Annotated in this window: 27 protein-coding genes; 14 read left to right on the top strand and 13 right to left on the bottom strand. The window is 59.9% G+C overall.

The annotated features are described in order from the left end of the window. Nucleotide 1: 1 nt before the first annotated feature. The 4 genes from ung to ACQZ6D_RS07230 all read left to right on the top strand — a co-directional run bounded on the left by ung (nucleotide 2) and on the right by ACQZ6D_RS07230 (nucleotide 3786). The gene (gene ung, locus ACQZ6D_RS07245; RefSeq protein ID WP_025594362.1) at nucleotides 2-694 is read left to right on the top strand and encodes a uracil-DNA glycosylase; all 693 of its coding nucleotides are present in this window, start codon (nucleotides 2-4) and stop codon (nucleotides 692-694) included. A gap of 121 nt (nucleotides 695-815) precedes the next feature. Next, nucleotides 816-1892: a siderophore-interacting protein gene (locus ACQZ6D_RS07240; protein WP_065662147.1), complete on the top strand. Its 1077-nt coding sequence runs from the start codon at nucleotides 816-818 to the stop codon at nucleotides 1890-1892. Between the two features lie 165 nt (nucleotides 1893-2057). Next, nucleotides 2058-3002, top strand: a complete 945-nt coding sequence (locus ACQZ6D_RS07235) for a VOC family protein (protein ID WP_003513996.1) — start codon at nucleotides 2058-2060, stop codon at nucleotides 3000-3002. Between the two features lie 169 nt (nucleotides 3003-3171). Next, nucleotides 3172-3786 (top strand): alpha/beta hydrolase, encoded by a 615-nt coding sequence (locus ACQZ6D_RS07230; protein WP_065658661.1) that lies wholly within the window; start codon nucleotides 3172-3174, stop codon nucleotides 3784-3786. Nucleotides 3787-3903: 117 nt separating this feature from the next. Here ACQZ6D_RS07230 and ACQZ6D_RS07225 read toward each other — a convergent pair whose 3' ends face one another. Further along, the gene (locus ACQZ6D_RS07225; RefSeq protein WP_013636743.1) at nucleotides 3904-4488 is read right to left on the bottom strand and encodes a transglycosylase SLT domain-containing protein; all 585 of its coding nucleotides are present in this window, start codon (nucleotides 4486-4488) and stop codon (nucleotides 3904-3906) included. Nucleotides 4489-5170: 682 nt separating this feature from the next. Between ACQZ6D_RS07225 and ACQZ6D_RS07220 the strand changes: the two genes are divergently transcribed. After that, nucleotides 5171-5704, top strand: coding sequence for a transglutaminase-like cysteine peptidase (locus tag ACQZ6D_RS07220; RefSeq protein ID WP_065702636.1), 534 nt, complete (start codon nucleotides 5171-5173; stop codon nucleotides 5702-5704). 53 nt (nucleotides 5705-5757) lie between these two features. On the opposite strand, the gene ACQZ6D_RS07215 is transcribed toward ACQZ6D_RS07220, so the two are convergent. Next, nucleotides 5758-6645 (bottom strand): DMT family transporter, encoded by an 888-nt coding sequence (locus ACQZ6D_RS07215; RefSeq protein ID WP_026330752.1) that lies wholly within the window; start codon nucleotides 6643-6645, stop codon nucleotides 5758-5760. A gap of 241 nt (nucleotides 6646-6886) precedes the next feature. On the opposite strand from ACQZ6D_RS07215, the gene ACQZ6D_RS07210 reads away from it, so the two are divergent. Together ACQZ6D_RS07210 and ACQZ6D_RS07205 are read left to right on the top strand one after the other, a co-directional pair. After that, on the top strand, nucleotides 6887-8185 hold the full coding sequence (locus tag ACQZ6D_RS07210; protein WP_003513983.1) for an adenylosuccinate synthase: 1299 nt from the start codon (nucleotides 6887-6889) through the stop codon (nucleotides 8183-8185). A gap of 70 nt (nucleotides 8186-8255) precedes the next feature. Then, on the top strand, nucleotides 8256-10559 hold the full coding sequence (locus ACQZ6D_RS07205) for a hypothetical protein (RefSeq protein ID WP_065702606.1): 2304 nt from the start codon (nucleotides 8256-8258) through the stop codon (nucleotides 10557-10559). 252 nt (nucleotides 10560-10811) lie between these two features. Here ACQZ6D_RS07205 and rpoH read toward each other — a convergent pair whose 3' ends face one another. The 4 genes from rpoH to ACQZ6D_RS07185 form a co-directional block, all read right to left on the bottom strand. After that, nucleotides 10812-11714 (bottom strand): RNA polymerase sigma factor RpoH, encoded by a 903-nt coding sequence (gene rpoH / locus ACQZ6D_RS07200; protein ID WP_003491840.1) that lies wholly within the window; start codon nucleotides 11712-11714, stop codon nucleotides 10812-10814. A gap of 165 nt (nucleotides 11715-11879) precedes the next feature. Next, the gene (locus ACQZ6D_RS07195) at nucleotides 11880-12704 is read right to left on the bottom strand and encodes a class I SAM-dependent methyltransferase (protein WP_013636738.1); all 825 of its coding nucleotides are present in this window, start codon (nucleotides 12702-12704) and stop codon (nucleotides 11880-11882) included. Nucleotides 12705-12737: 33 nt separating this feature from the next. After that, nucleotides 12738-12986 carry a hypothetical protein gene (locus ACQZ6D_RS07190; protein ID WP_003513980.1) on the bottom strand — a complete coding sequence of 83 codons (249 nt, stop codon included), beginning with the start codon at nucleotides 12984-12986 and terminating at the stop codon, nucleotides 12738-12740. Nucleotides 12987-12988: 2 nt separating this feature from the next. Beyond that, the gene (locus tag ACQZ6D_RS07185) at nucleotides 12989-14011 is read right to left on the bottom strand and encodes an RluA family pseudouridine synthase (RefSeq protein WP_003513979.1); all 1023 of its coding nucleotides are present in this window, start codon (nucleotides 14009-14011) and stop codon (nucleotides 12989-12991) included. A gap of 38 nt (nucleotides 14012-14049) precedes the next feature. On the opposite strand from ACQZ6D_RS07185, the gene ACQZ6D_RS07180 reads away from it, so the two are divergent. Both ACQZ6D_RS07180 and ACQZ6D_RS07175 read left to right on the top strand, forming a co-directional pair. Further along, nucleotides 14050-14442 (top strand): hypothetical protein, encoded by a 393-nt coding sequence (locus tag ACQZ6D_RS07180; RefSeq protein ID WP_003513978.1) that lies wholly within the window; start codon nucleotides 14050-14052, stop codon nucleotides 14440-14442. Beyond that, nucleotides 14432-15304, top strand: coding sequence for a TrmH family RNA methyltransferase (locus tag ACQZ6D_RS07175; protein WP_448729745.1), 873 nt, complete (start codon nucleotides 14432-14434; stop codon nucleotides 15302-15304). The genes ACQZ6D_RS07180 and ACQZ6D_RS07175 overlap by 11 nt, the downstream gene beginning before the upstream one ends. 83 nt (nucleotides 15305-15387) lie before the next feature. Here the strand turns inward: ACQZ6D_RS07175 and ACQZ6D_RS07170 are convergent, their stop codons facing one another. Next, the gene (locus ACQZ6D_RS07170) at nucleotides 15388-16587 is read right to left on the bottom strand and encodes a coiled-coil domain-containing protein (RefSeq protein ID WP_111784153.1); all 1200 of its coding nucleotides are present in this window, start codon (nucleotides 16585-16587) and stop codon (nucleotides 15388-15390) included. A gap of 143 nt (nucleotides 16588-16730) precedes the next feature. Next, nucleotides 16731-17327: a DUF1134 domain-containing protein gene (locus tag ACQZ6D_RS07165; protein WP_003513975.1), complete on the bottom strand. Its 597-nt coding sequence runs from the start codon at nucleotides 17325-17327 to the stop codon at nucleotides 16731-16733. A gap of 250 nt (nucleotides 17328-17577) precedes the next feature. On the opposite strand from ACQZ6D_RS07165, the gene chpT reads away from it, so the two are divergent. The 3 genes from chpT (at nucleotide 17578) to ACQZ6D_RS07150 (ending at nucleotide 20008) form a co-directional block, all read left to right on the top strand. Further along, nucleotides 17578-18225: a histidine phosphotransferase ChpT gene (chpT, locus tag ACQZ6D_RS07160; RefSeq protein ID WP_065702610.1), complete on the top strand. Its 648-nt coding sequence runs from the start codon at nucleotides 17578-17580 to the stop codon at nucleotides 18223-18225. A gap of 86 nt (nucleotides 18226-18311) precedes the next feature. Next, nucleotides 18312-18839: a GNAT family N-acetyltransferase gene (locus ACQZ6D_RS07155; protein ID WP_013636733.1), complete on the top strand. Its 528-nt coding sequence runs from the start codon at nucleotides 18312-18314 to the stop codon at nucleotides 18837-18839. A 122-nt stretch (nucleotides 18840-18961) separates the two neighbouring features. Then, complete coding sequence (locus tag ACQZ6D_RS07150; protein ID WP_065702611.1) at nucleotides 18962-20008, top strand: alpha/beta hydrolase family protein; 1047 nt, start codon at nucleotides 18962-18964, stop codon at nucleotides 20006-20008. Nucleotides 20009-20058: 50 nt separating this feature from the next. On the opposite strand, the gene ACQZ6D_RS07145 is transcribed toward ACQZ6D_RS07150, so the two are convergent. Further along, entirely contained in the window at nucleotides 20059-20574 is a 516-nt protein-coding gene (locus tag ACQZ6D_RS07145; protein WP_065702612.1) for a GNAT family N-acetyltransferase, read from the bottom strand. An 82-nt stretch (nucleotides 20575-20656) separates the two neighbouring features. Next, nucleotides 20657-21361 carry a response regulator transcription factor CtrA gene (gene ctrA, locus ACQZ6D_RS07140; protein ID WP_003491823.1) on the bottom strand — a complete coding sequence of 235 codons (705 nt, stop codon included), beginning with the start codon at nucleotides 21359-21361 and terminating at the stop codon, nucleotides 20657-20659. 481 nt (nucleotides 21362-21842) lie between these two features. On the opposite strand from ctrA, the gene ACQZ6D_RS07135 reads away from it, so the two are divergent. Next, nucleotides 21843-22193, top strand: coding sequence for a flagellar export protein FliJ (locus ACQZ6D_RS07135; RefSeq protein ID WP_013636730.1), 351 nt, complete (start codon nucleotides 21843-21845; stop codon nucleotides 22191-22193). A gap of 312 nt (nucleotides 22194-22505) precedes the next feature. Next, the gene (locus ACQZ6D_RS07130) at nucleotides 22506-22709 is read left to right on the top strand and encodes a DUF1059 domain-containing protein (RefSeq protein ID WP_003513967.1); all 204 of its coding nucleotides are present in this window, start codon (nucleotides 22506-22508) and stop codon (nucleotides 22707-22709) included. Nucleotides 22710-22918: 209 nt separating this feature from the next. Here the strand turns inward: ACQZ6D_RS07130 and ACQZ6D_RS07125 are convergent, their stop codons facing one another. From ACQZ6D_RS07125 to ACQZ6D_RS07115, 3 genes are all read right to left on the bottom strand, one after another. Beyond that, nucleotides 22919-23200, bottom strand: coding sequence for a GNAT family N-acetyltransferase (locus tag ACQZ6D_RS07125; RefSeq protein ID WP_003513965.1), 282 nt, complete (start codon nucleotides 23198-23200; stop codon nucleotides 22919-22921). Nucleotides 23201-23420: 220 nt separating this feature from the next. Then, nucleotides 23421-23696: a CtrA inhibitor SciP gene (sciP, locus tag ACQZ6D_RS07120; protein WP_003513963.1), complete on the bottom strand. Its 276-nt coding sequence runs from the start codon at nucleotides 23694-23696 to the stop codon at nucleotides 23421-23423. 191 nt (nucleotides 23697-23887) lie between these two features. Then, on the bottom strand, nucleotides 23888-24931 hold the full coding sequence (locus tag ACQZ6D_RS07115; protein WP_065702613.1) for a DUF2793 domain-containing protein: 1044 nt from the start codon (nucleotides 24929-24931) through the stop codon (nucleotides 23888-23890). Nucleotides 24932-25254: the final 323 nt, after the last annotated feature.

Below are 25254 nucleotides of genomic sequence, written 5' to 3'. Positions count from 1 at the left end.
CATGGCAGAGGCAGGCGTCAAACTCGAAGACAGCTGGAAACGTGTTCTTTCCACCGAATTCGCCAGCCCCTACATGCAGAAGCTCAAAGATTTCCTGCTTGCCGAGAAAACTGCTGGCAAGCACATCTTTCCCAAGGGTGCCGAATATTTCCGGGCGCTGGATCTGACCCCGCTCGACAGGGTCAAGGTCGTCATTCTGGGGCAGGACCCCTATCATGGGGTTGGCCAGGCACATGGGCTTTGCTTTTCGGTGCAGCCCGGTGTGCGCATTCCGCCCTCGCTCGTCAATATCTACAAGGAATTGCAGAGCGATCTGGGCATCCGCCCCGTCAGTCACGGTTTTCTGGAAAGCTGGGCGAAACAGGGCGTGCTTTTGCTCAACAGCGTGCTGACGGTGGAAGAATCGCGCGCTGCCTCGCATCAGGGGCAGGGCTGGGAAAAGTTCACCGATGCCGTCATCCGCGCCGTCAATGACGAATGCGAGCATGTGGTGTTCCTGCTCTGGGGTTCCTATGCCCAGAAGAAGGCGGCTTTCGTGGACCAGAAAAAACATCTCGTGCTGCGCTCGCCGCACCCTTCGCCGCTTTCGGCCCATAACGGCTTTTTCGGCAATGGCCATTTTTCCAAGGCAAACGCCTTCCTGGTATCCCATGGCCGCGAGCCTATCGACTGGCAATTGCCGGAAACTGCTTAAGCAACCTTCCAGCCTCCTCCGTCATGCCGGCTCAAGACGGGCATGACGGGGAGTGCAGCAAACATCTTTACAGCGCAGTCGGGTCCGGTTTAAGAATACTCGACTACAAAGTGAAGGATTTGTGCCCGTGTCTCTCCTGTCTGCAGAAACCTCTGTCTCGCTGCCCGATCCCGCATCGATCGTCGATGCTTTCGAGGATCATTTTTCGGAGCATATGGAGATGGAGCGGGAAGGGACGACGGTGCGTTTCAAGGCGGAATATGGCCATGGCAGCTTCAGCGCCGAAGGTGGCCGGTTCGCCGCCCGGGTAAGCTGCGTTTCGGAACATATATTGACGTCGGTCAAGGCCATGGTGGCTGAGCATATCGTTGAGTTTTCCGGCAAGACGGGACTCGATTTCCGTTGGAGCGGACACGGCGCCTATCAGCGCGAGCTACCCAATCTCTTCGTCGGCAAGGTTGCCCGCGCCTATAATCTGACGCCGCATATGCGCCGTCTCGTGGTGTCCGTCGAAAGCGGTATTGAAAGGCTTGTCACCGGCGGCATGCATGTTCGTCTGCTGCTCGTTCCCGATCAGGCGCGCGCTGCGGTCTGGCCTTACCTCGCGCCCACCGGCGCGATCGTCTGGCCGGCGGGCGACGATCTTCTGACGCGGCGCGTCTATACCATCCGCTCCGGCGATGTCGGCCGCGGTGAGGTGGATATCGATTTCGTCATGCATGAGGGCGATGACATGCCGGGCGCAAATTTCGGTGCGACGGCAAAGCCGGGCGACGTTCTCGGCATCATCGGTCCGAGCGGCACTTGCCCGGAAGCGGAGCGTTACGTCTTTGCCGGCGACGAGACCGCGCTGCCGGTGATGCTGCGCATGGCGGCGGAAATGCCTGTTGGCAAGACGCTCAGCGTCTATGCCGAGATCGACAACGAGGCGGAACGGCAGGAGATCGTCTGCGCAGCCAATGTCGAATGGACATGGCTTTATCGGCGCGGCAAGCCCGCCGGCACATCGGGCCTTATCGAACAGGCGTTGCGCGGCCATGCCTGGACGGGCGAGCATGACGGCCTGCATGTTTTCGTTGCCTGCGAGAAGTCCGAAGCGAGGGCGGCGAAATCCTTCCTCACTGATGAGATCGCCTTCCCCAAGGCATCGCTGCGCGCCGTCGGTTACTGGAGCATGGGCCTCGCCGACGATCATTGAGGCATGCCTCTATCGACTGGGTTGAACAGTCGGTTTTATCGTTCACCAATCGGGAACAATCCGTTCCTGTTGCCGGTCTATGCCCGCAGCACTTCTTACCCCATCTTCACGCCATGAACACGGCTGGCCCGATTGACGGGCCGCCAGGGCGAAAAGGGGTTTTTCATGTTGAACCAGATCAAGGGCCTGCACCACGTCACCTCCATGGCCGGTAGTGCGCGCCAGAACAACGGCTTTTTCACCGATACGCTCGGCCTGCGCCGGGTGAAGAAGACGGTCAATTTCGATGCGCCGGATGTCTACCATCTCTATTATGGCGATGAGGTCGGCACGCCCGGCTCCGTCATGACCTATTTTCCGTTCCCGCACATTGCCCGTGGTCGTCCCGGCACCGGCGAAGTGGGCACAACGCTGTTTTCCGTCCCGGAAGGCTCGCTCGGCTACTGGCAGGATCGTCTTTCCAAGGCGGGCGTGGACGGTCTGAAGGCTGACGAGGCATTCGGCAACAAGCGCCTGCATTTTGCAGGTCCCGATGGTGATGGTTTCGCACTGGTCGAGATCAAGGATGATGCCCGCTCGCAGTGGACCGGCAATGGGGTCAGTGCGGATCAGGCGATCCACGGTTTTCAGGGCGCCTCCTTGCGCCTTCGTGACGAAGGGGCAACCGCCGAGCTTTTGAAGTTCATGGGGTATGAGGAAGTGGACCGCCAGGATGGCGTGCTGCGTCTCGGCATGCCCGGCGGCAACGGTGCTGATGTCATCGACATCGAAACCATGCCGAACATCTCCGGCGCGCGCCTCGGCGCGGGTTCGGTGCACCACATCGCCTTTGCGGTCGAAAACCGCGAAAAGCAGCTCGAAGTCCGCAAGGCGCTGATGGATACGGGCTATCAGGTGACCCCGGTGATCGACCGCGATTATTTCTGGGCGATCTATTTCCGCACGCCCGGCGGCGTGCTGTTCGAAGTGGCCACCAACGAGCCCGGTTTCGACCGCGACGAGGACACGGCGCATCTCGGCGAGGCGCTGAAGCTGCCGACCCAGCACGCGCATCTGCGCGCCCAGCTGGAAAAGCAGCTGGAGCCGCTGGGTGACGAGAAGGCGGTTTAACCCTATCGGACCTGGCCATCCTTTGGCGAAACGTTAGCCACTCTTTTCTTCTCCCCGTCCGGGGAGAAGACGACACGCTGAAACCTTTCGCTCGACATGTGATGCCCAATGCCTTGCGGCAGAGTGAGTTCGGTATCGCTGAATTTCTCCTTTCAGAAAGGATTATCCAATGACCAAAGACACATATTTCCACAAATCCCGTGCCGGCGTTGCGGGTGCACCGCTTTTCGTCGTGCTGCACGGCACCGGCGGTGATGAAAACCAGTTCTTCGATTTCGGCTCGGGCCTGTTGCCGAATGCCACGATTGTCTCGCCGCTCGGCGATGTCGCCGAACATGGCGCTGCGCGGTTTTTCCGGCGCACGGGTGAGGGCGTTTACGACATGGCCGATCTAGAGCGGGCAACAGCCAAGCTGGCGGATTTCGTCAAAGCCAACCGGGAGCACTATCAGGCTGGTCCGGTTATCGGTCTCGGTTTTTCCAACGGCGCGAATATTCTCGCAAATGTGCTGATCGAACAGCCGGAGCTTTTTGATGCCGCCGTGCTGATGCATCCGCTCATCCCGTTCGAGCCGCAGGCGGCTGCGGCCAAATCCTCGCGCCGGGTGCTGATCACGGCCGGAGAACGCGATCCCATCTGCCCGGTGCCGCTGACGAAGGCGCTGGAAAAGAGCCTTGAAGCGCAGGGCGGCACGGTGAAAACGGTGTGGCATCCAGGCGGGCATGAAATCCGTTCGAACGAGATCGAGGCGGTGCGGGAGTTTCTGGCGCCTTATGGAGGGTAGCTTTCTGCCCGGCCTCCTTCCTCACCGGCATGCCGGATCTAGTCCGGGGTGACGGTGAGGGTAGGTGATCCGCCTTTCCGCATCGCAGCCAGGCAGAACGATCCTGCTACCCCCGCCTTAGCGATATCCACATTGCTGCAACTGCGCCTCGTAACGCAGCGCCATGTTGGCGGAGCGGCGGGCGGCTTTCTGGACGGCGGAATTGTTGCGCCAGCTTCCTTTGGCGTAACCGGCATGGCCGGAATAATAAGCGAGGTAGAGGTTATAGGGATCGTTCAGCGCAATGCCGTTTTCGCGGCGGCTCTTGGCGTGATACCAGCCGACGAAATGGATCGCGTCTGTGAAATCCGTGCGGCTGGCCGACCAGCGGCCGGTTTCGCGCTTGTAGACTTCCCATGTACCGTCCAGCGCCTGGGCATAACCGTAAGCGGTGGACTGGCGCGTCCAGGGAATGAAGCCGAAGAGTTTGGTGCGCGGCGGGCGGGCATAGGGGCGGAAGGCAGATTCGGTGTAGATCGTTGCCATCATCACCGGCACCGGCACGCCGAACTCCCGTTCGGCTGCCCTCGCGTCACGTCGCCAATTGTTGAAGAGGCCGTTCCGCTGCTCGAAAATCGCACAGGCATTGGTGACCTGCGACGGTGCGGTTGCGCAACCGGCCAGAACAGTCATCAGTAAAACAACGGCAAACACGCCACGCATCGCGGAACCCTTTCGTTCCGCTATTCTTAAATTGCTAACCATTAACGTCGGGTTTTAAGACAAGGTTAATTCAAATGCCGCCGATCAAGCGCTTGTTAACCCGCTGAAAATTCCTGTGTCCGGGATGCGGCAAAACCATGGGGTAAGTGGCGTTTTTTTCCGGAAATGGCATTGCCGGCATCCCCGCACATCCCCGGTCTCACAAAGCCGCTTATGTTTATCCCATCCCGGTCATCCAGCGTGCGCGCGGCGCAAGGTGGGCGGGGCAGGCGGCCAAAACCGGGGAGTTTCCCGATGTCACGGTTGAGGCGGCCGGCATGTGCTCATCCTCCAAACAGGAACCGGTTTGGCGGGCGGGTCACATGTTGAAGCCGGGGCCGCATCGTCTGCAAAACCCTACTACACCATTTGATACTCCCGCAGCGATGCGGCCCCTTTATCGCTTCTAAGCGTTGCCTCGGTTTCGGGGCGACGGGCGCGGGCTATGTTTCCGGAGAGCCTGCCCCCTGTACAAAAATGAAAACCGATAAAATTGTAGCAATCGGCTTAAAGCGGCTGAAAACAGTGCTGTGCCATTGTGGGATCACAGACAAGGAGCGGACAACCTGCAAGGACGGGGCCGCTGCGGAAAACAGAAATCGAGACCGGCACAAGCCGGCGGATCGTCAAACGGGGTATGAAAATGCTGAAGAAGATTATTGCTGCCGCCATCTGCGGAATTGCCATTGCTTCCATGTCCACTCATGCCGATGCGGCTGGTGCCGCCGGTTTTGCCCGCAGCTTTGCCGCAGCTGAAAAGAGCGCCGTAACACAGATCGGTATTTCGGCGCCCGGCGGTTTTGATGGCTGCGTTCTGTCCGCCGGCCAATGCGTTTCGACGATTGCCGCGCCGCTGACCGGCGAACGCCGCGATGAACTGCTGCGCGTCAACCGCGATGTGAACGCCACCATGGGCGCACTCGATTATTATTTCTCCGGCTTTTCAGCCGATGTTCCGGCAACGCCTTCGGTAAGCGCCAATGATTGTGGCGATTGTGCCGCGATCAAGCGCACGGCACTGGCCGGTGCCGGCTGGTCTTCCGCAGCACTGCGCCTTGCCTTTTTGCTTGATGATGACGGATCGCTCGAAAAGGTGCTTGTTGTCACCACAGACAAGGGCGATATCGTGCTCGGCAACGCCGCTTTCTCTCCGGTTGAGCGCGAAACCGCGCTCTAACCCGAACTTTTCATGCCTGCCAGACTGCGCCGGTTTTCCAGACCCTTACGGGATCAGGAAGCCGGCGATTTTTTTCGTTCCGCCACGGCAATGCCGGCCAGCGCCATCACCAGCGCCGCGATCTGGTAGGGATGCAGGGTTTCGCTGAGGACGATGACGGAGAGAAGCGTGCCGAAGACGGGGACGAGGTTGATGAAAAGGCCGGCGCGGTTGGCGCCGATCTGCTCCACGCCCTTGATGTACAGGATCTGGGCGATGAGCGACGCGAAGATGGCGGCATAGACCACCAGCACCCAACCCTTCTGATCGGGCCAGACGACGTTGTCGCGTGAGATTTCCCAAAAGACCAGCGGGACTGAGGTGAGGAGGGCGAAAAAGGCTGGGATCGCCATCAGCGTGCGCCAGTCCACGATTGGTTTCCAGCGCAGGATGACGGTGTAGATGGCATAGACCAGCACCGCCAGCAGCATGATGGCGTCGCCGGCATTCATCTCCAGTTGCAGCAGCGAGACCGGATCGCCATGCGAGGCGAGAAGCGCCACGCCGGCAATGGTGAGACAGAAACCGGCGATCTGGCCGAACAGCACGCGAGTGCGGAACAGGATGAAGTTCAGCACGAATATGACCATGGGAATGCCCGCCTGGATGACGGCGGCATTGATGGCGGAGGTGTGCTGAAGCGCGGTATAAAGAAAGACGTTGAAGGCGGTGTAACCGACACTGCCGAGCACGAAGAAGTAAGGCAGGCGTTTTTTCACCACCGGCCAGTCCTTGATGAGCTGCGGCACGGAAATGGCGAAGATGATGGCGACGGCCAAAACCCAGCGCAGGAAGGTAAACGCCATGGGGCTGATGTGGCCGACGGCGAGCTTTCCGGCAACGGTATTGCCACCCCAGCAGAGCGTGGCGATGATGAGGGCGAGATAGGCTTTCGAAGGCACGCTGATGTTTCGCTTCTTCAAGGGGCGGGAAAAAGGCTAAGGGGTGAATAGCGGCCTTGTGTCCGCGCTTGTCCCCCCACGGGGCGAGATAATGCGGAATTCGACGTTTTGTCACGGAAAAAGCAAAATTCACCATAAGAAACAGGGTCGCTTTCCGTAAAACAACGCAGTATACATTCGCGGGTTTGGGTTTCCCATCGGGTTATCGGGCGCGCAAGCGCCATGAGCAGGAAAGCAAGAAATGACGAATGTTGTGGTGGTCGGCTCGCAGTGGGGCGACGAAGGCAAAGGCAAGATTGTCGACTGGCTGTCCGAGCGGGCAGATGTCGTCGTGCGGTATCAGGGCGGCCACAATGCCGGCCATACTCTTGTCATCGATGGCATCAGCTACAAGCTTTCGCTTCTGCCTTCCGGCGTCGTGCGTCCTGGCAAGCTCGCCGTCATCGGCAACGGCGTCGTGGTCGATCCGCATGCGCTGATCGCTGAAATCGGCCGTCTGGAAGTGCAGGGCGTAAAGGTTACGCCGGAAAACCTGCGCATTGCAGACAATGCCACGCTCATTCTTTCCCTGCACCGCGAACTTGATGGCATGCGCGAAGACGCCGCCTCCAACAGCGGCACCAAGATCGGCACCACGCGCCGCGGTATCGGCCCGGCCTACGAAGACAAGGTCGGCCGCCGCGCCATCCGCGTCATGGATCTGGCCGACATGGAGGCGCTGTCCGCCAAGGTCGATCGCATCCTGACGCATCACAATGCGCTGCGGCGCGGCTTCGGCGCTGCTGAAGTTTCGCACGAAACCATCATGGAAGAGTTGAGCTCGGTTGCAGAACGCATCCTGCCGTTCAGCGAAACCGTATGGCTGCTGCTCGACAAGAAGCGCCGCGCCGGTGCGCGCATCCTGTTCGAAGGCGCGCAGGGCTCGCTGCTCGATATCGACCACGGCACATACCCCTATGTCACCTCTTCCAACACGGTTGCCGGTCAGGCCGCTGCCGGTTCGGGCATGGGTCCGGGTTCGCTGGGTTATATTCTCGGCATCACCAAGGCCTATACGACCCGCGTTGGCGAAGGTCCTTTCCCGACCGAGCTGCATGACGAAATCGGCCAGTTCCTGGGCGAAAAGGGTCATGAGTTCGGCACTGTCACCGGCCGCAAGCGTCGTTGTGGCTGGTTTGACGCAGCGCTGGTGCGCCAGTCGGTCGCCACCAACGGCATCACCGGCATCGCGCTCACCAAGCTTGACGTTCTCGACGGTCTGGACGAGCTGAAAATCTGCGTCGGTTACAAGCTCGACGGGCAGGAAATCGATCATCTTCCCGCAAGCCAGGGTGCGCAGGCTCGTGTCGAGCCGATCTATGTCACGCTGGAAGGCTGGAAAGAATCTACCGTCGGCGCCCGAAAATGGGCGGATTTGCCTGCTCAGGCAATTAAATATGTCCGTCAGGTGGAAGAACTGATCGGGGCGCCTGTCGCGCTTCTGTCGACAAGTCCGGAGCGTGACGACACCATACTTGTGACTGATCCGTTTGAGGACTAATGTCCTCGGCGATCTAGATTCATAAACCATATCGGGCCGGTACGTCGCCGGTCACGACGAGAAAGTGCTTATGGCGGATTTTGTAGCAGTCATTCGCAAGGCCGTGGATGGCTTGGCGAACAATACTCCCGAAAACCGGGCGAAGGTTTACGACAAGGCGCGCAGTGCGGTTGTGCGCCAGCTCGAGAATATGAAGCCACGTCCGCCGGAAGAATTGTTGCGCCGGCAGATCGCCAAGCTGGACGCCGCCATAGCCGAGGTGGACAGTGAATATGCCGAGGCCTTGCCGGCACTGGAGGAGGATGATGCTTTCTCCCCCGTGGCGGAAGAGGCGGATGCTGCCTATCATCCGCAGGATGTTGCCGCAGAGCCTGCCGTTCATGCCGCCGAGCGGTACGAGCCGGTGGAGGAAGAGCCTGCTCCGGTTGTGCCCGCACATTCGGAGCCGGTTTATCCTGTCCAGCCAGAGCCGGTTTATGAAGAACCGGCCCGCGAAGAGGAGCCTCTCCCCGAGGAACCCGTCGCCGCTTTAATCCCGCATGAGGAGCAGCATTACGGCGCGCGTGAGCCGGAGGAGCTTTACGACGCACCCGAACCGGCCCGTGTCGCGCCGGTTCATGAAGCCGGTCCTCACGAGGAAGCCGGTACTTATTTCACCCGCGCGCATGAAGAGCCGGCCTATCAGCCGGAGGACGAGCGCGTTGATGATGTCGCGCCTGAAGCGGCGGCCCCCCATGCCGATGATTCTGTGCCGCCCCATTGGGCGCAGCCGGTTGACGAGGATGACTGGCGCAAGCTCGAAGAAGCGCAGGACGAGGATGTTCGCCCGGCTGCCGAGGCCGAAGTGCACCACGAGAGGGACGACCATTCCGCCGTCGCCGGTTATTCCGCGCAGCACTATCAGGCCCCGGATGTCAGCTTCGAGCCGGAGCGGCGCGACGGGAACGAGCATGCCGGTTACCGCGCTGCTGCCGATCACGATCCGATTTTTGGCGGGCACGACGATTTTTCCGAACCACGGCAGACCGAAGACACGGCCCCGAAAAAGGCTGCCGTCGTCGAGGACTTCTCGTCCTATTTCGAGGATACGGATCTCGCGATCCCGCCGAAGGCCACGCCTGCGTTGCCGCGCGCCGATAACGATCCCTTCGATGACCGTGCCTCCAAGGACAATAAGGAGCGCACGCCCTGGGACGATCTGGATGAGCTGATCGGTTATGACGGCGCGTCATCTTCCAGCCGGGCAACGACGAACGAAATGCCCGCTCTCGGTGCTGGTGCCGCGACGCCCGCTTACATGGTCAAGAAGAAGCCGCGCCGGAATTATGCCTCGCTGGTACTTGCGCTTTTGGGCGCCGGGCTTCTTGCCGGTGGTGGTTATGCGCTCTGGTTGAACCGTGATGCGCTGAACGACATGGTCGGCGGCCTGGTGCAATCGGCACAGAAGGATGGCGGCACCCAGACGCCTCCAGCCAATACGGCGCAGACGCCGACATCCACACCGCCAGCTGCTCAGCAGCCGCCTGCCAGCGGGCAGCAGCCGACGACAAGCCCCACCAATCATCAGGCGCAGCCGCATGCCGATGACGGGTCCGTCACCGGCACGAAGTTCACCCAGCGGCTTCTGGCCGACGGAACCGAGCGCGACGAGGGGCCGGCGCCGGGCGCCAATGGCCAGCCCGTCACGGCGGAAGGCCAGTCGGTCTATGAGCAGAATGTTGCGCCGCCGCCTGCAGGTGAGGCTCCGGCCAATACCGCTGCGGGTACTCCGGCTGGTACGCCGCCGGCACAGCCGCCTGCTGCGGCCGCTGCCGCCACGGGCGACCGCATGTTCCTCTACGAGGAAGTGCTGGGCCAGACGGTTCCGACCGCCATTCAGGGCAGCGTTTCCTGGTCCTTGCAGCAGGAAAACGACAATGAGGGTCGTCCGTCCGCAACGGTGCAGGGCCAGATCACGGTTCCCGGCCGTGGCCTCAGCGCGCTCATCACCTTCAAGCGCAACACCGATCCTTCGCTTCCGGCAAGCCATCTGATCGAGATCGTCTTCTCGGTTTCGCCCGGCTTCGAAGGCGGCGCGATCGACAGCGTCCAGCGTATCGCGATGAAGAGCACGGAGCAGGATCGTGGTAACGCCCTGATCGCGGTTCCGGCCAAAATCACCGACGATTTCCACATGATCGCGCTTAACGACTTCCCGGATGCGATGAAGACCAATCTGGAGCTGTTGAAGAGCCGCAACTGGATCGACATCCCGGTTTCCTACCGCAACGGCCGCCGTGCGCTTCTGACCTTGCAAAAGGGCAATGACGGCATCGCCGCCTTCGACACGGCGCTGCGCGAATGGGCGGCTGCAAAGCCCGCGACCGGTCAGTGATGATCTTGGGGATCGGCTAAAGCCGGTCCCCTCATTTCTTCCTTATGTCTTGCAAATAAAAAGCCCGCAGATCTCGCGATCTGCGGGCTTAGAAATTTACTGGCAACGAATCTCACTCTTTCGTCACGCCGGACACGAAGGGGAGTGAGATGGCATGGCAGTCGAGCCAATTACTCCGAAGTCATCCTCGGGACAGGCCCGAGGATGACGTAGCCGATAAGTTCAGCCCCGCTCTCTTAAAAAGACCGAGCCTTACGCATCCACCACGCGCAGCGCGCGGGCGGCTTCGAGGGCTTCCTTCTGGACGGCTTCCTGAACCTTCTCGAAGGCGCGAACCTCGATCTGGCGCACGCGTTCGCGGCTGATATCGAACTCGGATGAGAGTTCTTCCAGCGTCACCGGATCTTCGGCAAGGCGGCGGGCCTCGAAGATGCGGCGTTCACGATCGTTCAGCACGCCCATGGCCTTGGCCAGCATGCGGCGGCGGGTTTCCAGCTCGTCCTGCTCGATCAGCACGGCTTCCTGGCTTTCATGGTCGTCCACCAGCCAGTCCTGCCATTGGCCGGATTCGCCTTCGGATGCCTTGATGGGCGCATTCAGCGATGCGTCGCCATGCAGGCGGCGGTTCATCGAGATCACTTCTTCCTCGGAAACCTGCAGCTTGGTGGCGATTTCCTTGACGTGTTCCGGCTTCAGATCGCCATCGTCGATCGCCTGGATGCGGCCTTTCAGCCGGCGCAGGTTGAAGAACAGGCGTTTCTGGTTGGCAGTCGTACCCATCTTCACCAGCGACCACGAACGCAGGATATATTCCTGGATCGAAGCCTTGATCCACCACATGGCGTAGGTGGCCAGACGGAAACCGCGTTCCGGATCAAACTTCTTCACCGCCTGCATCAGGCCGACATTGCCTTCGGACACGACTTCGCCAATCGGCAGGCCGTAACCGCGGTAACCCATGGCAATCTTGGCAACAAGGCGCAGGTGGCTGGTGACGAGCTTGTGAGCGGCGTCGCGGTCGCCATGCTCGGCGTAACGCTTGCCAAGCATGTACTCTTCCTGCGGCTCCAGCATCGGGAATTTACGGATTTCGTCGAGATATCTGTTGAGACCGGCTTCGCCGGCCGTAATTGTAGGCAAACTATTGCGGGCCATAAAGCACCCCCTTATCTATGGTCTGGAACGGCACCCTCATCGACTGGCGATTACTCGCCCAAGGCACACCGCTAGTGGCGGGTCGTTACCGACCCCGCACGAACCCACGTAACAAATATGTATGCACCCGCCGAGTTTCAAGCGAACACAGCGTTCACACATGCGTTATGTCCCGGCGACACCTTCTTTGACCTGTTTAACTTTCGAACGGTAAATTCGTTCCGAAAAACCACCGAGACCAGAGCGCACCATCAACTCATACATGACCCGCCGGCGGGTGGGGTTGTGCAGGCGAACGACCCGGGAGCCAAGAAACTCCGTTTCGACATGATCGAGTGTCTGCAAGTCGGGGCCAGAGGCAATCGCGTCCGCGTAGACAGCGTGAAATTCACGGCGGCAGACATAGGTCTTGTATTTCGTCATTGCGAAGCAGGCGAGGCTGTGGCCGTGGGTGCGCAGAAAATCGGCGACGCCAACGGTCACTTCCGGCCATGCGGGGTTGAAGGTATCGTCGAAGACGATGACGCCGTGCGGGGCGATCACCTCCAGCGCCAGTTTCGCGTCCGCTAGCACATGGTGCAGGTGGTGCCCGCCGTCAATGCTGAAGAACCTGACGGGACCAGTCCGCGACGTAATATCGGTGGGTGCGAGCCGGGTGCTGTCGCCCTTGATGATCAAGTCCTCATCCATCGCAAAACCCAACCGCCTGCCGTTTTCCATCAGGCGGTCATATTGGTCGAGGCTTCCGTCCGAGGGTGGGTCGAGTTCGAACAGGTCGACGCCCAGAACCTTTTCCTGCGGCTGCGCGAATTTGCGCAGCAGAAAATAGGAGCGGCCATAATAGACGCCGATCTCCGCCATGCCGCCCTTCAGGCCGTCCCTTGTCTGCGCCTGCAGCAGCGCCTTGAAGACAAGCGCGTCGGGTGGGTCGATATAGCCTTCGACGCTTCGTAATTCCTGAAAGATAAACTGGCGTTCATCGGTGTTCATGCGCGATAGATCCCGTCGTCATGCCGGTTCCGTTCAGCTCTGCGGATAAAACGGCGTTCCTTGCAACGTCTGTCTTTCGGCAAGCCAGAGGTCCGGCCACGGCATTCGCGGTGACGATTTCAAGCTTTCCGGGGTTCGAAGAGGTGCGACGATTGAAGCGGAATTGGGGCGGTCTACAAGAAAGACCATGTGGGGAATATCGCTATCCGCTAATCTCTTTTTATTTTCCGTGGCTTCCGGCAAGATGCACGGCGTGGTTTTTTTGACCTCGCCGTGCGGCATTTTCAGCTCCGCAGGGCGATGAGCAGTTCTTCCATATCATCAGGCATGTCTGTTTCGAATTCCATCACCTCGCCGGTGCGGGGGTGTTCGAAGGCCAGGAGATAGGCATGCAGCGCCTGTCGCGGAAAGCGGTTGACGGTGCTTCTTGCCGGTTCCTCAAGCAGGTTCGCCTTGGTGCGGAAGGCCGCGCCATATTCGGGGTCGCCGATCAGCGGATGGCCGATATGGGCCATGTGCACGCGGATCTGGTGGGTGCGGCCGGTTTCCAAACGGCACTCCACCATCGAGGCGAGGCAGGACGCGTCCGCCTTTTCATGGAAACGTTCCATAACCTCGTAATGGGTTATCGCCTCGCGGGCATCGTCCGTGTCCTCGCGCTTGACGGCGCGTTTGGTGCGGTCGGCGCCGCGGCCGAGTGCGGCGTCAATGGTGCCGCGCAGGGTGCGCGGTCGGCCCCAGACGACGGCCTTGTAGGCGCGTTCCAGCGGGCCGGTGCGGCCGTGATCGGCGAATTGCGCGGCGAGATGGCGGTGTGCATTGTCGTTTTTCGCCACGACCATGACGCCGGAGGTTTCCTTGTCCAGCCGATGCACGATGCCGGGGCGCTTCACGCCGCCAATGCCGGAGAGGCTGTCGCCGCAATGATAGATGAGGGCGTTGACCAGCGTTCCGGTCCAGTTGCCGGCGCCGGGATGCACGACGAGACCGGCGGGTTTGACGAGCACGATCAGGTCGTCGTCCTCATATTCCACATCGAGCGGGATATCTTCGCCCTTGGGTTCGGGGTCTTCCGGCTCCGGCATGACGATCTCGACGCGGTCGTGCGGGTGCACCTTCTTTTTCGGCTCGGTCACCGGCGTGCCGTTCAATAAAACGGCACCCTGCTCGATCAGGGCTTTCAGGCGGCTGCGCGACAGATCGCCGCCAACTTCGCCCGCCAGCCACACATCGATGCGGCCTTCGGCGTCTTCGCCGGCAATCAGGACTTTCCTTGCGTCTCCGCCTTGTTTAAAGGGGTCGTTCATTCTTATTTTTCCGATCAATCAGCATTCTAGGGAACCCGATGACGCACATCGAGCAAGACGAACAGGAAGACAAGCCGCTTGATCCGGCCATGGATAAAGTTCGCCGCAAGATGATCCGTTTGCAGATCGTGTCGGGCTCCGTGATGTTCATCAGCCTTATGGCTGTGTTCGGCGCGGTTGTCTACAAGGCGGTAGGACCATCGAAAACCGTTGTAACGCAGAGCGTACCGCAAAATCTGGCGGTTCCCACCGGCAACGGACCGCTTGCCGTGACCGCCAGCCTGCCGCAGGGCTTTACAATCGACAATGTCAGCTATTCCGGCGGTGACATGCTGTTTTACGGCAAGCTTGCCAACGGCACCCGCAAGGCGCTGGTCTTCAACGTCGCGGCCGGCCGGTTTCTCGCCGATGTGACGGTCGATGCCCAGTGAGGATATTGATCCGGCGGGAGCGCATGCGCTCCTGGACGGTCGGGCTCTGATCCCGGTCGAAGACCCGGCCGATCCGCGCATTGCCGCCTTTCGCGATATTCGCGAGCGTGATCTCACCGGTCGCCAGGGTCGTTTCATCGCGGAAGGCACGGTTGTGTTGCGCATGCTGGCCGCCGCCCACAAGGCGGGTGGTGCCTTTGCGGCGGAAAGCATTCTCATCCTCAAGAACCGGCTTTCCGGCGTCGCGGATATCCTAGCCGATTTTCCGCCCGATGTGCCGGTCTATGTGGCGGAAGCGCCGGTGCTGGATGGCATTGTCGGTTTTCACTTGCATCGCGGCATTCTGGCGCTCGGCCGCCGGGTGCGTGACATTACGCTGGACGGGTTGACGGAAGCGCTTCCCGCCTCGTCGCTGGTGCTGGTGGGCTGCGGCATTTCCAACCACGACAATCTGGGTGCGATGTTCCGCAACGCCGCGGCCTTTTATGCCGATGCGGTGTTTCTGGACGAGACTTCATGCGATCCGCTCTATCGCAAGGCGCTCCGGGTGTCCGTCGGTTCTGTTCTCTCGGTTCCCTATCATCGCGGCGGTGGTGCGGTGCAGATGCTGGAGCGGCTTTCGCAGGCCGGTTTTGCGATCTGGAGCCTTTCGCCGAATGGCGAGACCGAGATTCGCGATATTCCACGTTCGGATCGCATGGCGCTGGTCATCGGCACGGAAGGCGAGGGGTTGCCGCAATCGGTACTGTCTCGGTTCCATACCGCCCGGATTGCGCAGTCGCCGCAATTGGACAGTTTGAATGCGGGGACGGCTTCGGGGCTGGCGCTTTATCAGATGGCGGGGGCGATAGGGCGGGTTTAGGTTTACCCTTTGCGCGTGGGGCTTACCCCCTCTGCCCTGCCGGGCATAAGGGGGTGAGCCGCATACGCAAAGGCGTAGAGGTATCAACCCTTCCGCTTCTCCATCAACACACTCGCCCGCTTCGCAAGGCTCTCACGGCCGGTCGAGGCGGCGGCTTTCGCAAGCAGCCCCGGGATCGGCGATTTCTCGCCCTCCTGCGCTGCGGTGAGCGCGATCATCTGGGCGGCGATGCGGGCGATTTCGCGACGGATCGGTTCGTCGTTGCCGGTGCCGCGCACATTCAGCAGGCGTTCGGTGAGTGCCGTTCCCTGATTGCGGATATCCTCGATCTCCTGCTCCAGACCTTCCGGCGGCGTCGCTGCCGGTTCCATGGCGGTTGAGACCGGTGGAATGTCTGCCGCGACCACGGGCGCGATTTCGGGCAGGACGGGTGCCTTTTGCGGCTGGCTTGCGGTTTCCCCGTTCAGTACGGCGGGGTTGGGCAGACGAATGATCATGTCGTCGGCGCGGCCGCCGGTTGCGGCAAGCTGTTCCTTCAGGCGGGCAACCTCCTGATTGCGCAGAGTCAGCATGGTGTCGAGATCGGCATTTTTTGCCATGACACTGGCGATCTGTTCTTCCAGCCGGGTGACCTTGCGGCTTTCGCGCGCAACCGCCGTCATGGCCTCCTTGTTGCGGGCAGCGACATCCTGCAATTCGCGGGTCGCCGTTTCGCCCTCCTTGCGGAAACGCGAGGCGGTCTGTTTTGCCTGCTCGGCCTCCAGATCGCGGGTGGCGGCGAGGATTTTCGAATCATCCAGCTCGCGGGTCAGATTGGTGAGGCGAGCGGTGATCTCAGACATCTGGCCGGCACGCGCATTTGCGGCCTGTTCCTGCTCCAGAAGGTTTGCCTGTATTGCGCTCGCGCGTTCCTCGCTGGCGTCGAGTGCGCCTCGCAATTCGCCGATTTCCAGCGTCAATTCCTCGATTTTCAGCAAAAGGCCGCGGTTCTGCTCGCCGAGGCGATAGGCATCGCTGGATGCTGCCTCGTTGGCGAGGCGGAGCGAGGTGTTCTTTTCCCGTTCGGTGTCCAGTTCCTGACGAACCTTGGCGTTTTCGGCGGCATAGAGCGCGCGTGCCATATCCTTCTGGGCGCGAACTTCCTGGGGGCTGATGGGCATTGTCGCGCGCAGCCGGTTTTCCGTATAGGCAACGATGCGGCGATGGATCGCGGGCGCGATCAGCAAGGCCAGCAGGGTTGCGGTGAGAAAACCCAATCCGAAAAGAATGGCATATTCAATCACGCGAGACAGTCTCCGAAACTCAGATACGCGCGCATTCGGAAAGAGGAGCGCGAGAGCACGTTACGCCATTATTGCAACCGTTGGGAGGGGTATCGCCAAGGCAATTGCGCGGGGAGCCGCAAGAGTGCCTCCCCATCTCAGCGTCAGAAGGGGTTCCAGGTCGGTTCCTGGGTAAGCTTCAGGTAGCCGACATTGATGCCGAGGCGCGCGCCGATGCCGGTGCGAATGGGTGCCAGCGTGACATCGCTGCTTTTCAGATAGGTCATGCCGACGCCGGCGACGATGAAGGCCGAGCCGCTGACGCCGCCGTAACGGCGATAAAGCGAATCGACCGAAGGCAGATTGTAGACCAGCATCATGGCGCGGGTGCCTTGGCCGCCGTAATCGAGGCCGAGCGACGGGCCTTGCCAGAAGACGGGATGCTGGCCGGCATTCTTGGTATAAAGCGTGCCTTCGCCATAGGTAAGGCCCGCGACGAAAGCGCCGGAACCTTCCTGCCCCAGAATATAACCGTTCGGAAGACCGTATTGCTGGAAGGCGCGTTCCACCACCTTGGCGAGGCCGCCGGTGGTTTCACCGAAGAATCCGTGGCCTGCATCCACGACTTCCTGAAAAGAATATTGATCGCTGTTCTGGGCCGAGGCCGGTGCGGCCCACATCAAAAGGCTGGCAAGGAGCGCAAAAATCTTTCCCAGTCCGAGGCGTGCAATGGTGCGGGTTTTCGTAAGGCGCATCGTCATGTCCGTCCGTCTGTTCGTTGGTGCATCAGCCCGAAAATCCGAATCGATTTTCGGCAGGGCCCATGCGAAGATTCAAAGTTCCAGAGCATCCTTTATACGTCCGAACGGACGCAGGGCGCTCCAGGGTGGCCTGTTAAGGCATTTGGCATTTTGAAACCATCCTATTAACAATCGGTTTACCAAATATGGTGTCATTATGGCTTAACAATTTCCACACCGTCCGCGCCTCCCTTGCGCAGGAGAGAATTTTATGACGAGCAAACTCAATATCACGCTGTCCGGCCCCGATCTGGCAGCTCTTCTGTGCAGTCGTGTGTGCCATGACGTGATCTCTCCTGTCGGCGCCATCAATAACGGCCTCGAATTGCTGGACGAGGGCGGCACCGATGACGATGCGCTGGATCTCATCCGCACATCCGCTCTTAACGCATCCGTGCGGCTGAAGTTCGCCCGCCTTGCTTTCGGCGCGTCCGGCTCCGCTGGCGCTTCGATCGATACCGGCGAGGCTGAAAAAGCCGCCAAGGATTTCGCTGCCGCCGAAAAGAAGGCCGAAGTGACCTGGAACGGCCCACGCGCCATCGTCGCGAAAAATCGTGTCAAACTTTTGCTCAACCTCTTTCTCGTGTCCTACAGCGCGATCCCGCGCGGTGGTAATGTGGATGTGGTGCTGGAAGACCCTGAGGGTGACGCGAAATTCGAAATCACCGTCAAGGGCAAGATGATGCGCATTCCGGCCAAATTCGCCGAGATCTACGAAGGCAGGCTGGAAGAGGCGGTCGACGCCCATTCCGTACAGCCCTATTACACGCTGCTTCTGGCGGAGGAGGCCGATATGGCCGTGGAATACAAGGTGCATGAGGATCGCATCGTGTTTACCGTAAAAACGGTTGCCGCGTGATCGTTCAGTTGCAGAGGTAGTTTTGTGAAAGGGCCGGGTAGCGTTTTCCGACGCGCCGGCCTTTTTTGCTTTTGGGGAAGAGGTTCATGACACGTCTGACAACCGCGCGCCTCGTCCTGCGGCCGCACGCCATCACGGATGAAGCGCTTTATTGTGCGTTCTGGAGCGCGGATGTCCGGCCCATCGAAGGGGTCACATCGATTACGCCGCTGGACCCCGAAATCGCCTTTGCCCGTCTTTTGCGCTTCATCGGCCATTGGTCGGTCTTCGGCTTCGGTCCCTTTGTCGTGGAGGAGGCAAGCTCCGGGCGTATCGTCGGCGAGGTGGGCTTTGCCCATATGCGCCGTGGAAACGGCACCGATTTCGATGGCGTGCCAGAAGCGATGTGGAAAATCGATGCTGATCTGAACGGCAAGGGCGTCGCGACCGAGGCGGTGGCGGCGGCAACAGGGTGGTTTGATCGCAGCGGAATTTCGCAGCGGACCGTCTGCATGATTGATCCACTCAACACCCCCTCGCTCGTCATCGCCGCCCGTTTCGGCTTCCGCCTGTTTCGCGATTCGACATTCCGGGGCAATCCCATCCGGCTTTTCGAGCGGGTGGTGGGGGTTTAGTACTGCGCATTCCCACCGTGCCGTCTCAATCGCGTTTCAGGGCGTCCTGAAACCTGTTCGAGGTCTCGGACGGTGGCGGTTTGAACCAAGGGTTGATCCAAGATCAATTTTTGGAGCTTCACATGCGCTATTTTCTTGTGGTCGCCATCGCCATCCTCTCCACCGCTGCGCCCGTGATGGCGGAGAACGCGATTGGTTTCAGACAGCTGGAATTGTCCGATGATTCGGGCACGCGAACGCTGAACCTGTCATTGTGGTATCCGTCCGCACCATCGGGAAAAACTGAGACGGTGGGCGAAAACGCTGCCTTTTATGGTCTCGAGGTTCAACCTGATGCGTCGTTTCTGGCCGGTTCCCGTCCTTTGGTGTTGCTGTCACACGGATTTGGCGGAAGCTGGCGCAATCTGAACTGGATCGCCGGTGAGCTTGTTCAGCAGGGTTATATCGTGGCCGCGCCGGATCACGCGGGCGAATCATTCACTGAAGAGAATGCGATGGAGATCGTGCCGTTATGGGAACGCCCGCGCGACATCAGCCGAACGTTGACGGCGTTGCTCGATAACGATCAACTGGCTGGCAAAATAGACAGGGCACGCATCGCGGTCATCGGCCATTCTCTCGGAGGCTGGACCGCCATGGAGCTGACTGGCGCCCGCTACAGCGCGGATCTCGCGCTAAAAGACTGCAATGCGGAGAAGGCTCTGCCGCAATGCAAGGCGCCACGGTTGCTGGCCAAGGTCGGAATCGTTAACGGCGGCAAGGCCGATCCACGCCTTTCGATGGATTTGCGCGATGCTCGCATCCGCGCGGTGATTGCGCTCGACGCTGGCCCGGCTGCCGGTTTCCTGCCGGAAACGCTGAAACGTGTCGATGTACCGGTTCTGGTTCTGGCCGCCGGTGTGGAAACGCCCGAGATTGCCGCCATCAAGGCTGATTCGGAATATATCGCCCGCAATCTGCCAAAGGCGACCACAGTTTATCGCGAAATACCGGATGCCAGCCATTTCAGCTTCATGCAGATATGCAAGCCAAACGGCGAAAAAATCGTCGAGGAGCTTTCACCGGAGGAAGGTTTCGTCTGCCGTGACGGCGGGGGCAGGGGCCGCCTGACCATCCACCGGCAGATCGCGGAGGCGATTGTCGGCTTCCTGAACGTAGAAATGCATTAAGACAGGTGTTCGGGACGTCTCGATGAACCGTTGCGCGACGTCCCGATCCTTCAGGTCACTTTTTGCGGATGATACCGATAGGCAAGGTCTTCGGGATCAGACCGTGGTGCCAATGGGTCGATAACACCGCCGAGGCGCTGTGCAACTGCTGCTGATTTGCTGTTGCGCGGCGAGATATAGCTGACGAGCGTCTGCAATTTCAGGGTCTCGAATGCCCAGTCGCGCAGTGCAGAGGCCGCTTCCGCAGCATAACCGTGGCCTTCCTGGCCGCCATAAAGCAGCCAGCCCAGTTCCTTTTCGGGAAATAGCGGGCCGTGATTGATGCCGACCTGGCCGATACATTGCCCGGTTTCGCCAAGTTCGATCATCAGCGCCCCGTGGCCGAAAAAATGCCAGTTGGCGAGATCGTGACAAAAAACGCCCCAGGTTGACGGCAGGTCATATGGTCCACCGACGCCGATGGAGCGGGTTGACGCCATAAAGTCGCGATAGGCGGGGAAATCCGCCATGATCTGCGGGCGCAAAATCAGGCGTTCCGTTCTGAGGGTGGGGATAGAATGGTCCATGGCACTATCCAATCATGAAATCGCAACAAAAAACCCGCTGTCGCCAGCGGGTCTTTTAAAAACTGCCATATCCTGAAGGGGATCAGGCGGTTTCGAGAAATTCCGTGGCTCCATCAGGCTCGCGCAGGACATAACCGCGGCCCCAGACGGTTTCGATGTAGTTTGCGCCGCCTGCGGCATTTGCGAGCTTCTTGCGCAGCTTGCAGATGAAGACGTCGATGATCTTCAGTTCCGGTTCGTCCATGCCGCCATAAAGGTGGTTCAGGAACATTTCCTTGGTCAGCGTCGTGCCCTTGCGCAGCGAAAGCAGCTCAAGCATCTGATATTCCTTGCCGGTCAGGTGAACGCGCTGGCCGCCCACTTCAACCGTCTTGGCATCGAGATTGACGATCAGCTCGCCGGTGGAGATGACCGATTGCGCATGGCCCTTGGAACGGCGGACGATTGCGTGAATACGGGCAACAAGCTCGTCCTTGTGGAACGGCTTCGTCATGTAGTCGTCTGCGCCGAAGCCGAGACCACGAACCTTGTCCTCGATACCGGCCATGCCGGAGAGGATGAGGATGGGTGTCTTGACCTTGGAAAGGCGCAAGGTTCTCAAGACCTCGTAACCCGACATGTCGGGCAGGTTGAGATCGAGAAGAATAATGTCGTAATCGTAGAGTTTACCGAGGTCCACGCCTTCCTCGCCGAGGTCGGTCGTGTAGACGTTAAAACTTTCCGACTTTAGCATCAGTTCGATGCTCTGCGCTGTTGCGCTGTCGTCTTCAATAAGTAGAACCCGCATAATTATCCCCTTTGCCGCCCGCAGATTGGTAAATCATTGCCTCGCGCGATGCGGATCCAGACGTTGCCTGATTTGCAGGCTGCCACCAAATGGTTAACAAATTCTAATTGCCTTTGGCAAGGTGTATCGAATTTATTAAGCAAAGTTGGCATTTCGCTGTTTTTGCACGTGAATCCACCATCGCCAAAATTGAAGCTTAACGTGAGGATATCTCGCTAAGTGATTCAATCGACTCTTACATCGTCGGGCCCGTTTTTTTGGACCTGGCATTTACCGACCCTTAAATGATCGTGTTTATCATTAACGATGCCCGTAAACGAAAGGTTAACGGCGGCGTTTTTTTATTAACGCCGGGTAACTTTTGGGAATCATTCCGGCACAACGGGTTAACCGGGCCGGTTGAGCGGGCGGGTTAAACGGGCCGATCGAGGGGGCATAGTGCCTTTTTGATCCGGGTCTCGCTATCCATGGAGTATTGCGTATGAAGTCGCGTGACAGCCTGGTTCGCCTGAAAGAATTTCAGGTTAATGAAAAACGCCGGCAACTTAGCCAGTTGCAGCAGATGATGTCCGAGTTTGAGCGGATGGCAAAGGAACTGGTGCATCAGATATCGCTGGAAGAGAGCAAGTCCGGCATTACCGATCCGACCCACTTCGCATATCCGACCTTCGCCAAGGCCGCGCGTCAGCGTGCGGACAATCTTCAGGTCTCGATCCGGGAGCTGAAGACCCAGCAGGAAGCCGCAGAGGCTTCTCTGGAAGAGGTGCAGGCCGAATATGAAAAGGCGGCGGCACTGGAAAACCGCGACGGAGCGATCCGCGCCCGCGCCTAGGTATTGGCGCAAGATCTTATAGGGATCGTCCTCATTGACGGCTGCCGGTGGATCAGGAGGCGGCTTTCAATGACGGGATGCCCATGCTTTTTTCTGGAAGGCCGCCCCTCGTTGGCGGCCTTTTGCTTTGGCGCACCGCAGCGCCTTGCCCGGTCGGTTTCTTGCGCGGCAGGGATGCAGGGAATCCCTGCGTTTTCGATTGTCCGGGGCCGGGGAAAGGCGTAATTTGGTGAAGTTCCGACCAAGAGCCGGAGGCTTGTCCCACGCGCGCCCTGCGCGGACGCGGGTGGGCCAGAAGCGGGGAGGAAACAAATGGCCCGCCAATATATCGATTGCCGCGAATTCCCGAGCGACAGCAAATGCTCGATCGCCATCTCAGCCGATACGCCGGAGGAGCTCATGGAAGCGGCGGTTCAACATGCCGTGGCAGTGCATGGCGCCGAGGATACGCCGGAATTTCGGGCCGAAGTTCGAAGGAGCATACATGCAGGAACACCGCCGCTGAAGGTGGCGTGATTGCTGGCAGCCTGAAACCTATCCGTCGACATGCCGGGCCTGATCCGGCATCCAACCGACGCGCGTCTGCGCGGCGGAAGATTCCCTTAAGCTCAAGAATTTGAGCTGGCTGGACCCCGGCTCTTGGCCGGGGTGACGGAGCGTGTGGGCTCCGCTTTCGCTAAAAAACAAACTTGAGGTTTGTCCCAAGCCTCAGCCCGTCTGGCTAGTTACCCCTTGATAACATCTGCCCAGTCAGGGTGGCGTAGCGTCTGAGCCTTGAAGAAGGGGCAGAGCGGAATGATTTTCCAGCCGCCCTTGCGCGCTTCATCGATGGCATGGGCGGCGAGCGCCTGGCCGACACCCTTGCCCCGCAGTGCATCGGGCACGCCGGTATGGTCGATGATGATGAGGGAAGGGGAGGTGCGCGAATAGGTCATCTCGGCCTTGTGGCCGTCGATGGTTGCCGAATATTCGCCGCGCGATCCGGTTTCGGTTGTCTTGATATCCATGATCTCTGCCTTCGCATTGCTTTTCGTTTTTTCCACTGTAACGGCCTGCGCCTGAATTGAAACAGCGGGATAGCGAACGCAGTGGACACAAACCGGTGACAGTCACCGGCTGTGTCTGGCAATTTTCAGGGGAAATCCAAAATCAAACCGAAAGCCCCGTCGATGCGACGGGGCGTTTTGGAAGTTCGGTTTGGGCGCGTTGCCGCGCCGGCGCACTGGTTTAGTGGCGATATTGCTGAATGCGCGTCGTGCGCAGGCCTGCAAGGCCATGATCGGCAATCGACGACTGCCAGGACAGGAATTCTTCGACGGTGAGCGTATAACGCTCGCAGGCTTCCTCAAGGCTCAGAAGTCCTCCGCGCACGGCGGCGACGACCTCTGCCTTTCTGCGAATAACCCATCGACGGGTATTTGACGGCGGAAGATCCGCAATCGTCAGAGGGCTGCCATCGGGGCCGATGACATATTTAACTCGTGGGCGTATCATTTCGGTCATTGGACACTCTATACAAACTCAAGACCATATGACGGGAACTTTAGCCCCGTACCTTTAAAAATTGCCTAAGCAGTTCGTGACAATTTATTAAGAATTTGAACGGTTTCGCCCGATTTGTTCGAGTCGCCTTATTTTGTCGGGAAAAAATTTTTCCAAAAATCGTGTTTTTTATCGTCCATCGGTTGTTTTCCTCACAACGCCGCAAGCGAAAGGCACGTTTTCCCGCTGCCGTGGACAAATTCCGCGGTTCCCTCATGCACCAGCCGCAGGCGATCGCCGGCATTGAGGGGCAGGATAAGGGTCGTCGACTGCGAGGTGCCGGCATTGGAGGCGTTGCCCGCTACAGTGAGGCCGCCAGCCGCGCCGTTGACGGCAAGCGAAACCCGGTGCCCGGATGAGGACACCACAGCAAGCGACAGGGTGGCCAGATAGAGACCTTTCACGGGAACGACGAGTTCCCTTCCGCCGCCTGTGCCGACCGCGTCGCCGAGAACGAAACCACCCTCATCGATGAAGAGCATCGAAAACCCCGAAGCCGAGCCGTTGGCCGGCCTCGTCGTGCCCGAAGGCAGGCTGGCCAGAACCACGGGCCGGTTCGGCATCGTGACCCTGCCGTCGCCGCTGCACAAAAGGGCCGTGTGCCAGGAAATGCCGTCGGCGCTGGTCTTGATCGAAAAACCGTCATTGCCTGCAAGGCCCATTTCCGCCCGGCCGCTCCAGCCGGACTGGAACAGCAGCGAGGCAGTATCGGCCTTTGCCGCCTTGTTGATCGCCATGCGGTGGTTGCCGTTCTCTTCTGTGTGGGTGAAGAGGCTGGCGGGGGCGGCAAGCGCCAGACGGTTGGTGGCATCGGCCTGTGTGCCAATGCCAAGCCTTTCGAGGGTCGCTGCGGCAGGCAGCGGCACGTCCCGCCATGCGCTGTCCCGCAGGACGCGATGTTTACCCTCGCTGGCAAACCATGCCGTCCAGCCGGGTTGCGGCGCTATCAGCAGCCATGCACCGTCCTGCCGGAAGGCAAGCTTCCCGCCCTTGCCCGCCCAGTCGCCAGCGGCGTCAAGCGAGAGCAGGAAGCAGTCTCCCTCCGGCGCATTGTCGGGCGGGGCGGCGACCACGTCCTTGACGACCAGCTGGACGATCGCGTCCAGCCGCTGCAGCGCCTCGTTGTGGGTGACGTGTTTCTGTGCCTGCGAGGGCAGGATATAAGGAAGCCTAAGTCTCGCCGTCTGTTCAGTCATGATGTCTCTTCCGCGCTCCGTGGCTGTTCGCCGGCGATTGTGATGCGGCGCGGCGGGGCGGGGATGAGCGGGGATGAAATTATTTTTGCGGCTTCGGTAGGGAGTGCATTCCGTGGTTGCTGAGATGGCATGAGTTGGCAAGGGGCCTCAGGTGCCTGCGGCTTCACCCCCCTCTGCCCTGCCGGGCATCTCCCCCACAAGGAGGGAGATCAGCAAGATCGCTACCCCCGCTTCGTTCTCAAACGTCGAGATTGGCGGGACCCCGCCACGAGTCGATCTCCACCCTTGTGGGAGAGATGCCCGGCAGGGCAAAGGGGGGTAAG

It is taken from the genome of Agrobacterium sp. 22-3639C2, from assembly GCF_053522105.1.
This window is presented reverse-complemented; position numbering and strand designations above follow the sequence as displayed.

Bases quoted from the DNA above. Each gene is read 5' to 3' on its own strand.
- ctrA (WP_003491823.1), bottom strand. From the start codon at position 21,361: ATGCGGGTTCTACTTATTGAAGACGACAGCGCAACAGCGCAGAGCATC.
- ACQZ6D_RS07155 (WP_013636733.1), top strand. From the start codon at position 18,312: ATGACACGTCTGACAACCGCGCGCCTCGTCCTGCGGCCGCACGCCATC.
- ACQZ6D_RS07210 (WP_003513983.1), top strand. From the start codon at position 6,887: ATGACGAATGTTGTGGTGGTCGGCTCGCAGTGGGGCGACGAAGGCAAA.
- ACQZ6D_RS07225 (WP_013636743.1), bottom strand. From the start codon at position 4,488: ATGCGTGGCGTGTTTGCCGTTGTTTTACTGATGACTGTTCTGGCCGGT.
- ACQZ6D_RS07175 (WP_448729745.1), top strand. From the start codon at position 14,432: ATGCCCAGTGAGGATATTGATCCGGCGGGAGCGCATGCGCTCCTGGAC.
- chpT (WP_065702610.1), top strand. From the start codon at position 17,578: ATGACGAGCAAACTCAATATCACGCTGTCCGGCCCCGATCTGGCAGCT.
- ung (WP_025594362.1), top strand. From the start codon at position 2: ATGGCAGAGGCAGGCGTCAAACTCGAAGACAGCTGGAAACGTGTTCTT.
- ACQZ6D_RS07230 (WP_065658661.1), top strand. From the start codon at position 3,172: ATGACCAAAGACACATATTTCCACAAATCCCGTGCCGGCGTTGCGGGT.
- ACQZ6D_RS07235 (WP_003513996.1), top strand. From the start codon at position 2,058: ATGTTGAACCAGATCAAGGGCCTGCACCACGTCACCTCCATGGCCGGT.
- ACQZ6D_RS07180 (WP_003513978.1), top strand. From the start codon at position 14,050: ATGACGCACATCGAGCAAGACGAACAGGAAGACAAGCCGCTTGATCCG.
- ACQZ6D_RS07130 (WP_003513967.1), top strand. From the start codon at position 22,506: ATGGCCCGCCAATATATCGATTGCCGCGAATTCCCGAGCGACAGCAAA.
- ACQZ6D_RS07185 (WP_003513979.1), bottom strand. From the start codon at position 14,011: ATGAACGACCCCTTTAAACAAGGCGGAGACGCAAGGAAAGTCCTGATT.
- ACQZ6D_RS07145 (WP_065702612.1), bottom strand. From the start codon at position 20,574: ATGGACCATTCTATCCCCACCCTCAGAACGGAACGCCTGATTTTGCGC.
- rpoH (WP_003491840.1), bottom strand. From the start codon at position 11,714: ATGGCCCGCAATAGTTTGCCTACAATTACGGCCGGCGAAGCCGGTCTC.
- ACQZ6D_RS07165 (WP_003513975.1), bottom strand. From the start codon at position 17,327: ATGACGATGCGCCTTACGAAAACCCGCACCATTGCACGCCTCGGACTG.
- ACQZ6D_RS07205 (WP_065702606.1), top strand. From the start codon at position 8,256: ATGGCGGATTTTGTAGCAGTCATTCGCAAGGCCGTGGATGGCTTGGCG.
- ACQZ6D_RS07190 (WP_003513980.1), bottom strand. From the start codon at position 12,986: ATGCCGCACGGCGAGGTCAAAAAAACCACGCCGTGCATCTTGCCGGAA.
- ACQZ6D_RS07195 (WP_013636738.1), bottom strand. From the start codon at position 12,704: ATGAACACCGATGAACGCCAGTTTATCTTTCAGGAATTACGAAGCGTC.
- ACQZ6D_RS07150 (WP_065702611.1), top strand. From the start codon at position 18,962: ATGCGCTATTTTCTTGTGGTCGCCATCGCCATCCTCTCCACCGCTGCG.
- ACQZ6D_RS07125 (WP_003513965.1), bottom strand. From the start codon at position 23,200: ATGGATATCAAGACAACCGAAACCGGATCGCGCGGCGAATATTCGGCA.
- ACQZ6D_RS07220 (WP_065702636.1), top strand. From the start codon at position 5,171: ATGCTGAAGAAGATTATTGCTGCCGCCATCTGCGGAATTGCCATTGCT.
- sciP (WP_003513963.1), bottom strand. From the start codon at position 23,696: ATGACCGAAATGATACGCCCACGAGTTAAATATGTCATCGGCCCCGAT.
- ACQZ6D_RS07115 (WP_065702613.1), bottom strand. From the start codon at position 24,931: ATGACTGAACAGACGGCGAGACTTAGGCTTCCTTATATCCTGCCCTCG.
- ACQZ6D_RS07135 (WP_013636730.1), top strand. From the start codon at position 21,843: ATGAAGTCGCGTGACAGCCTGGTTCGCCTGAAAGAATTTCAGGTTAAT.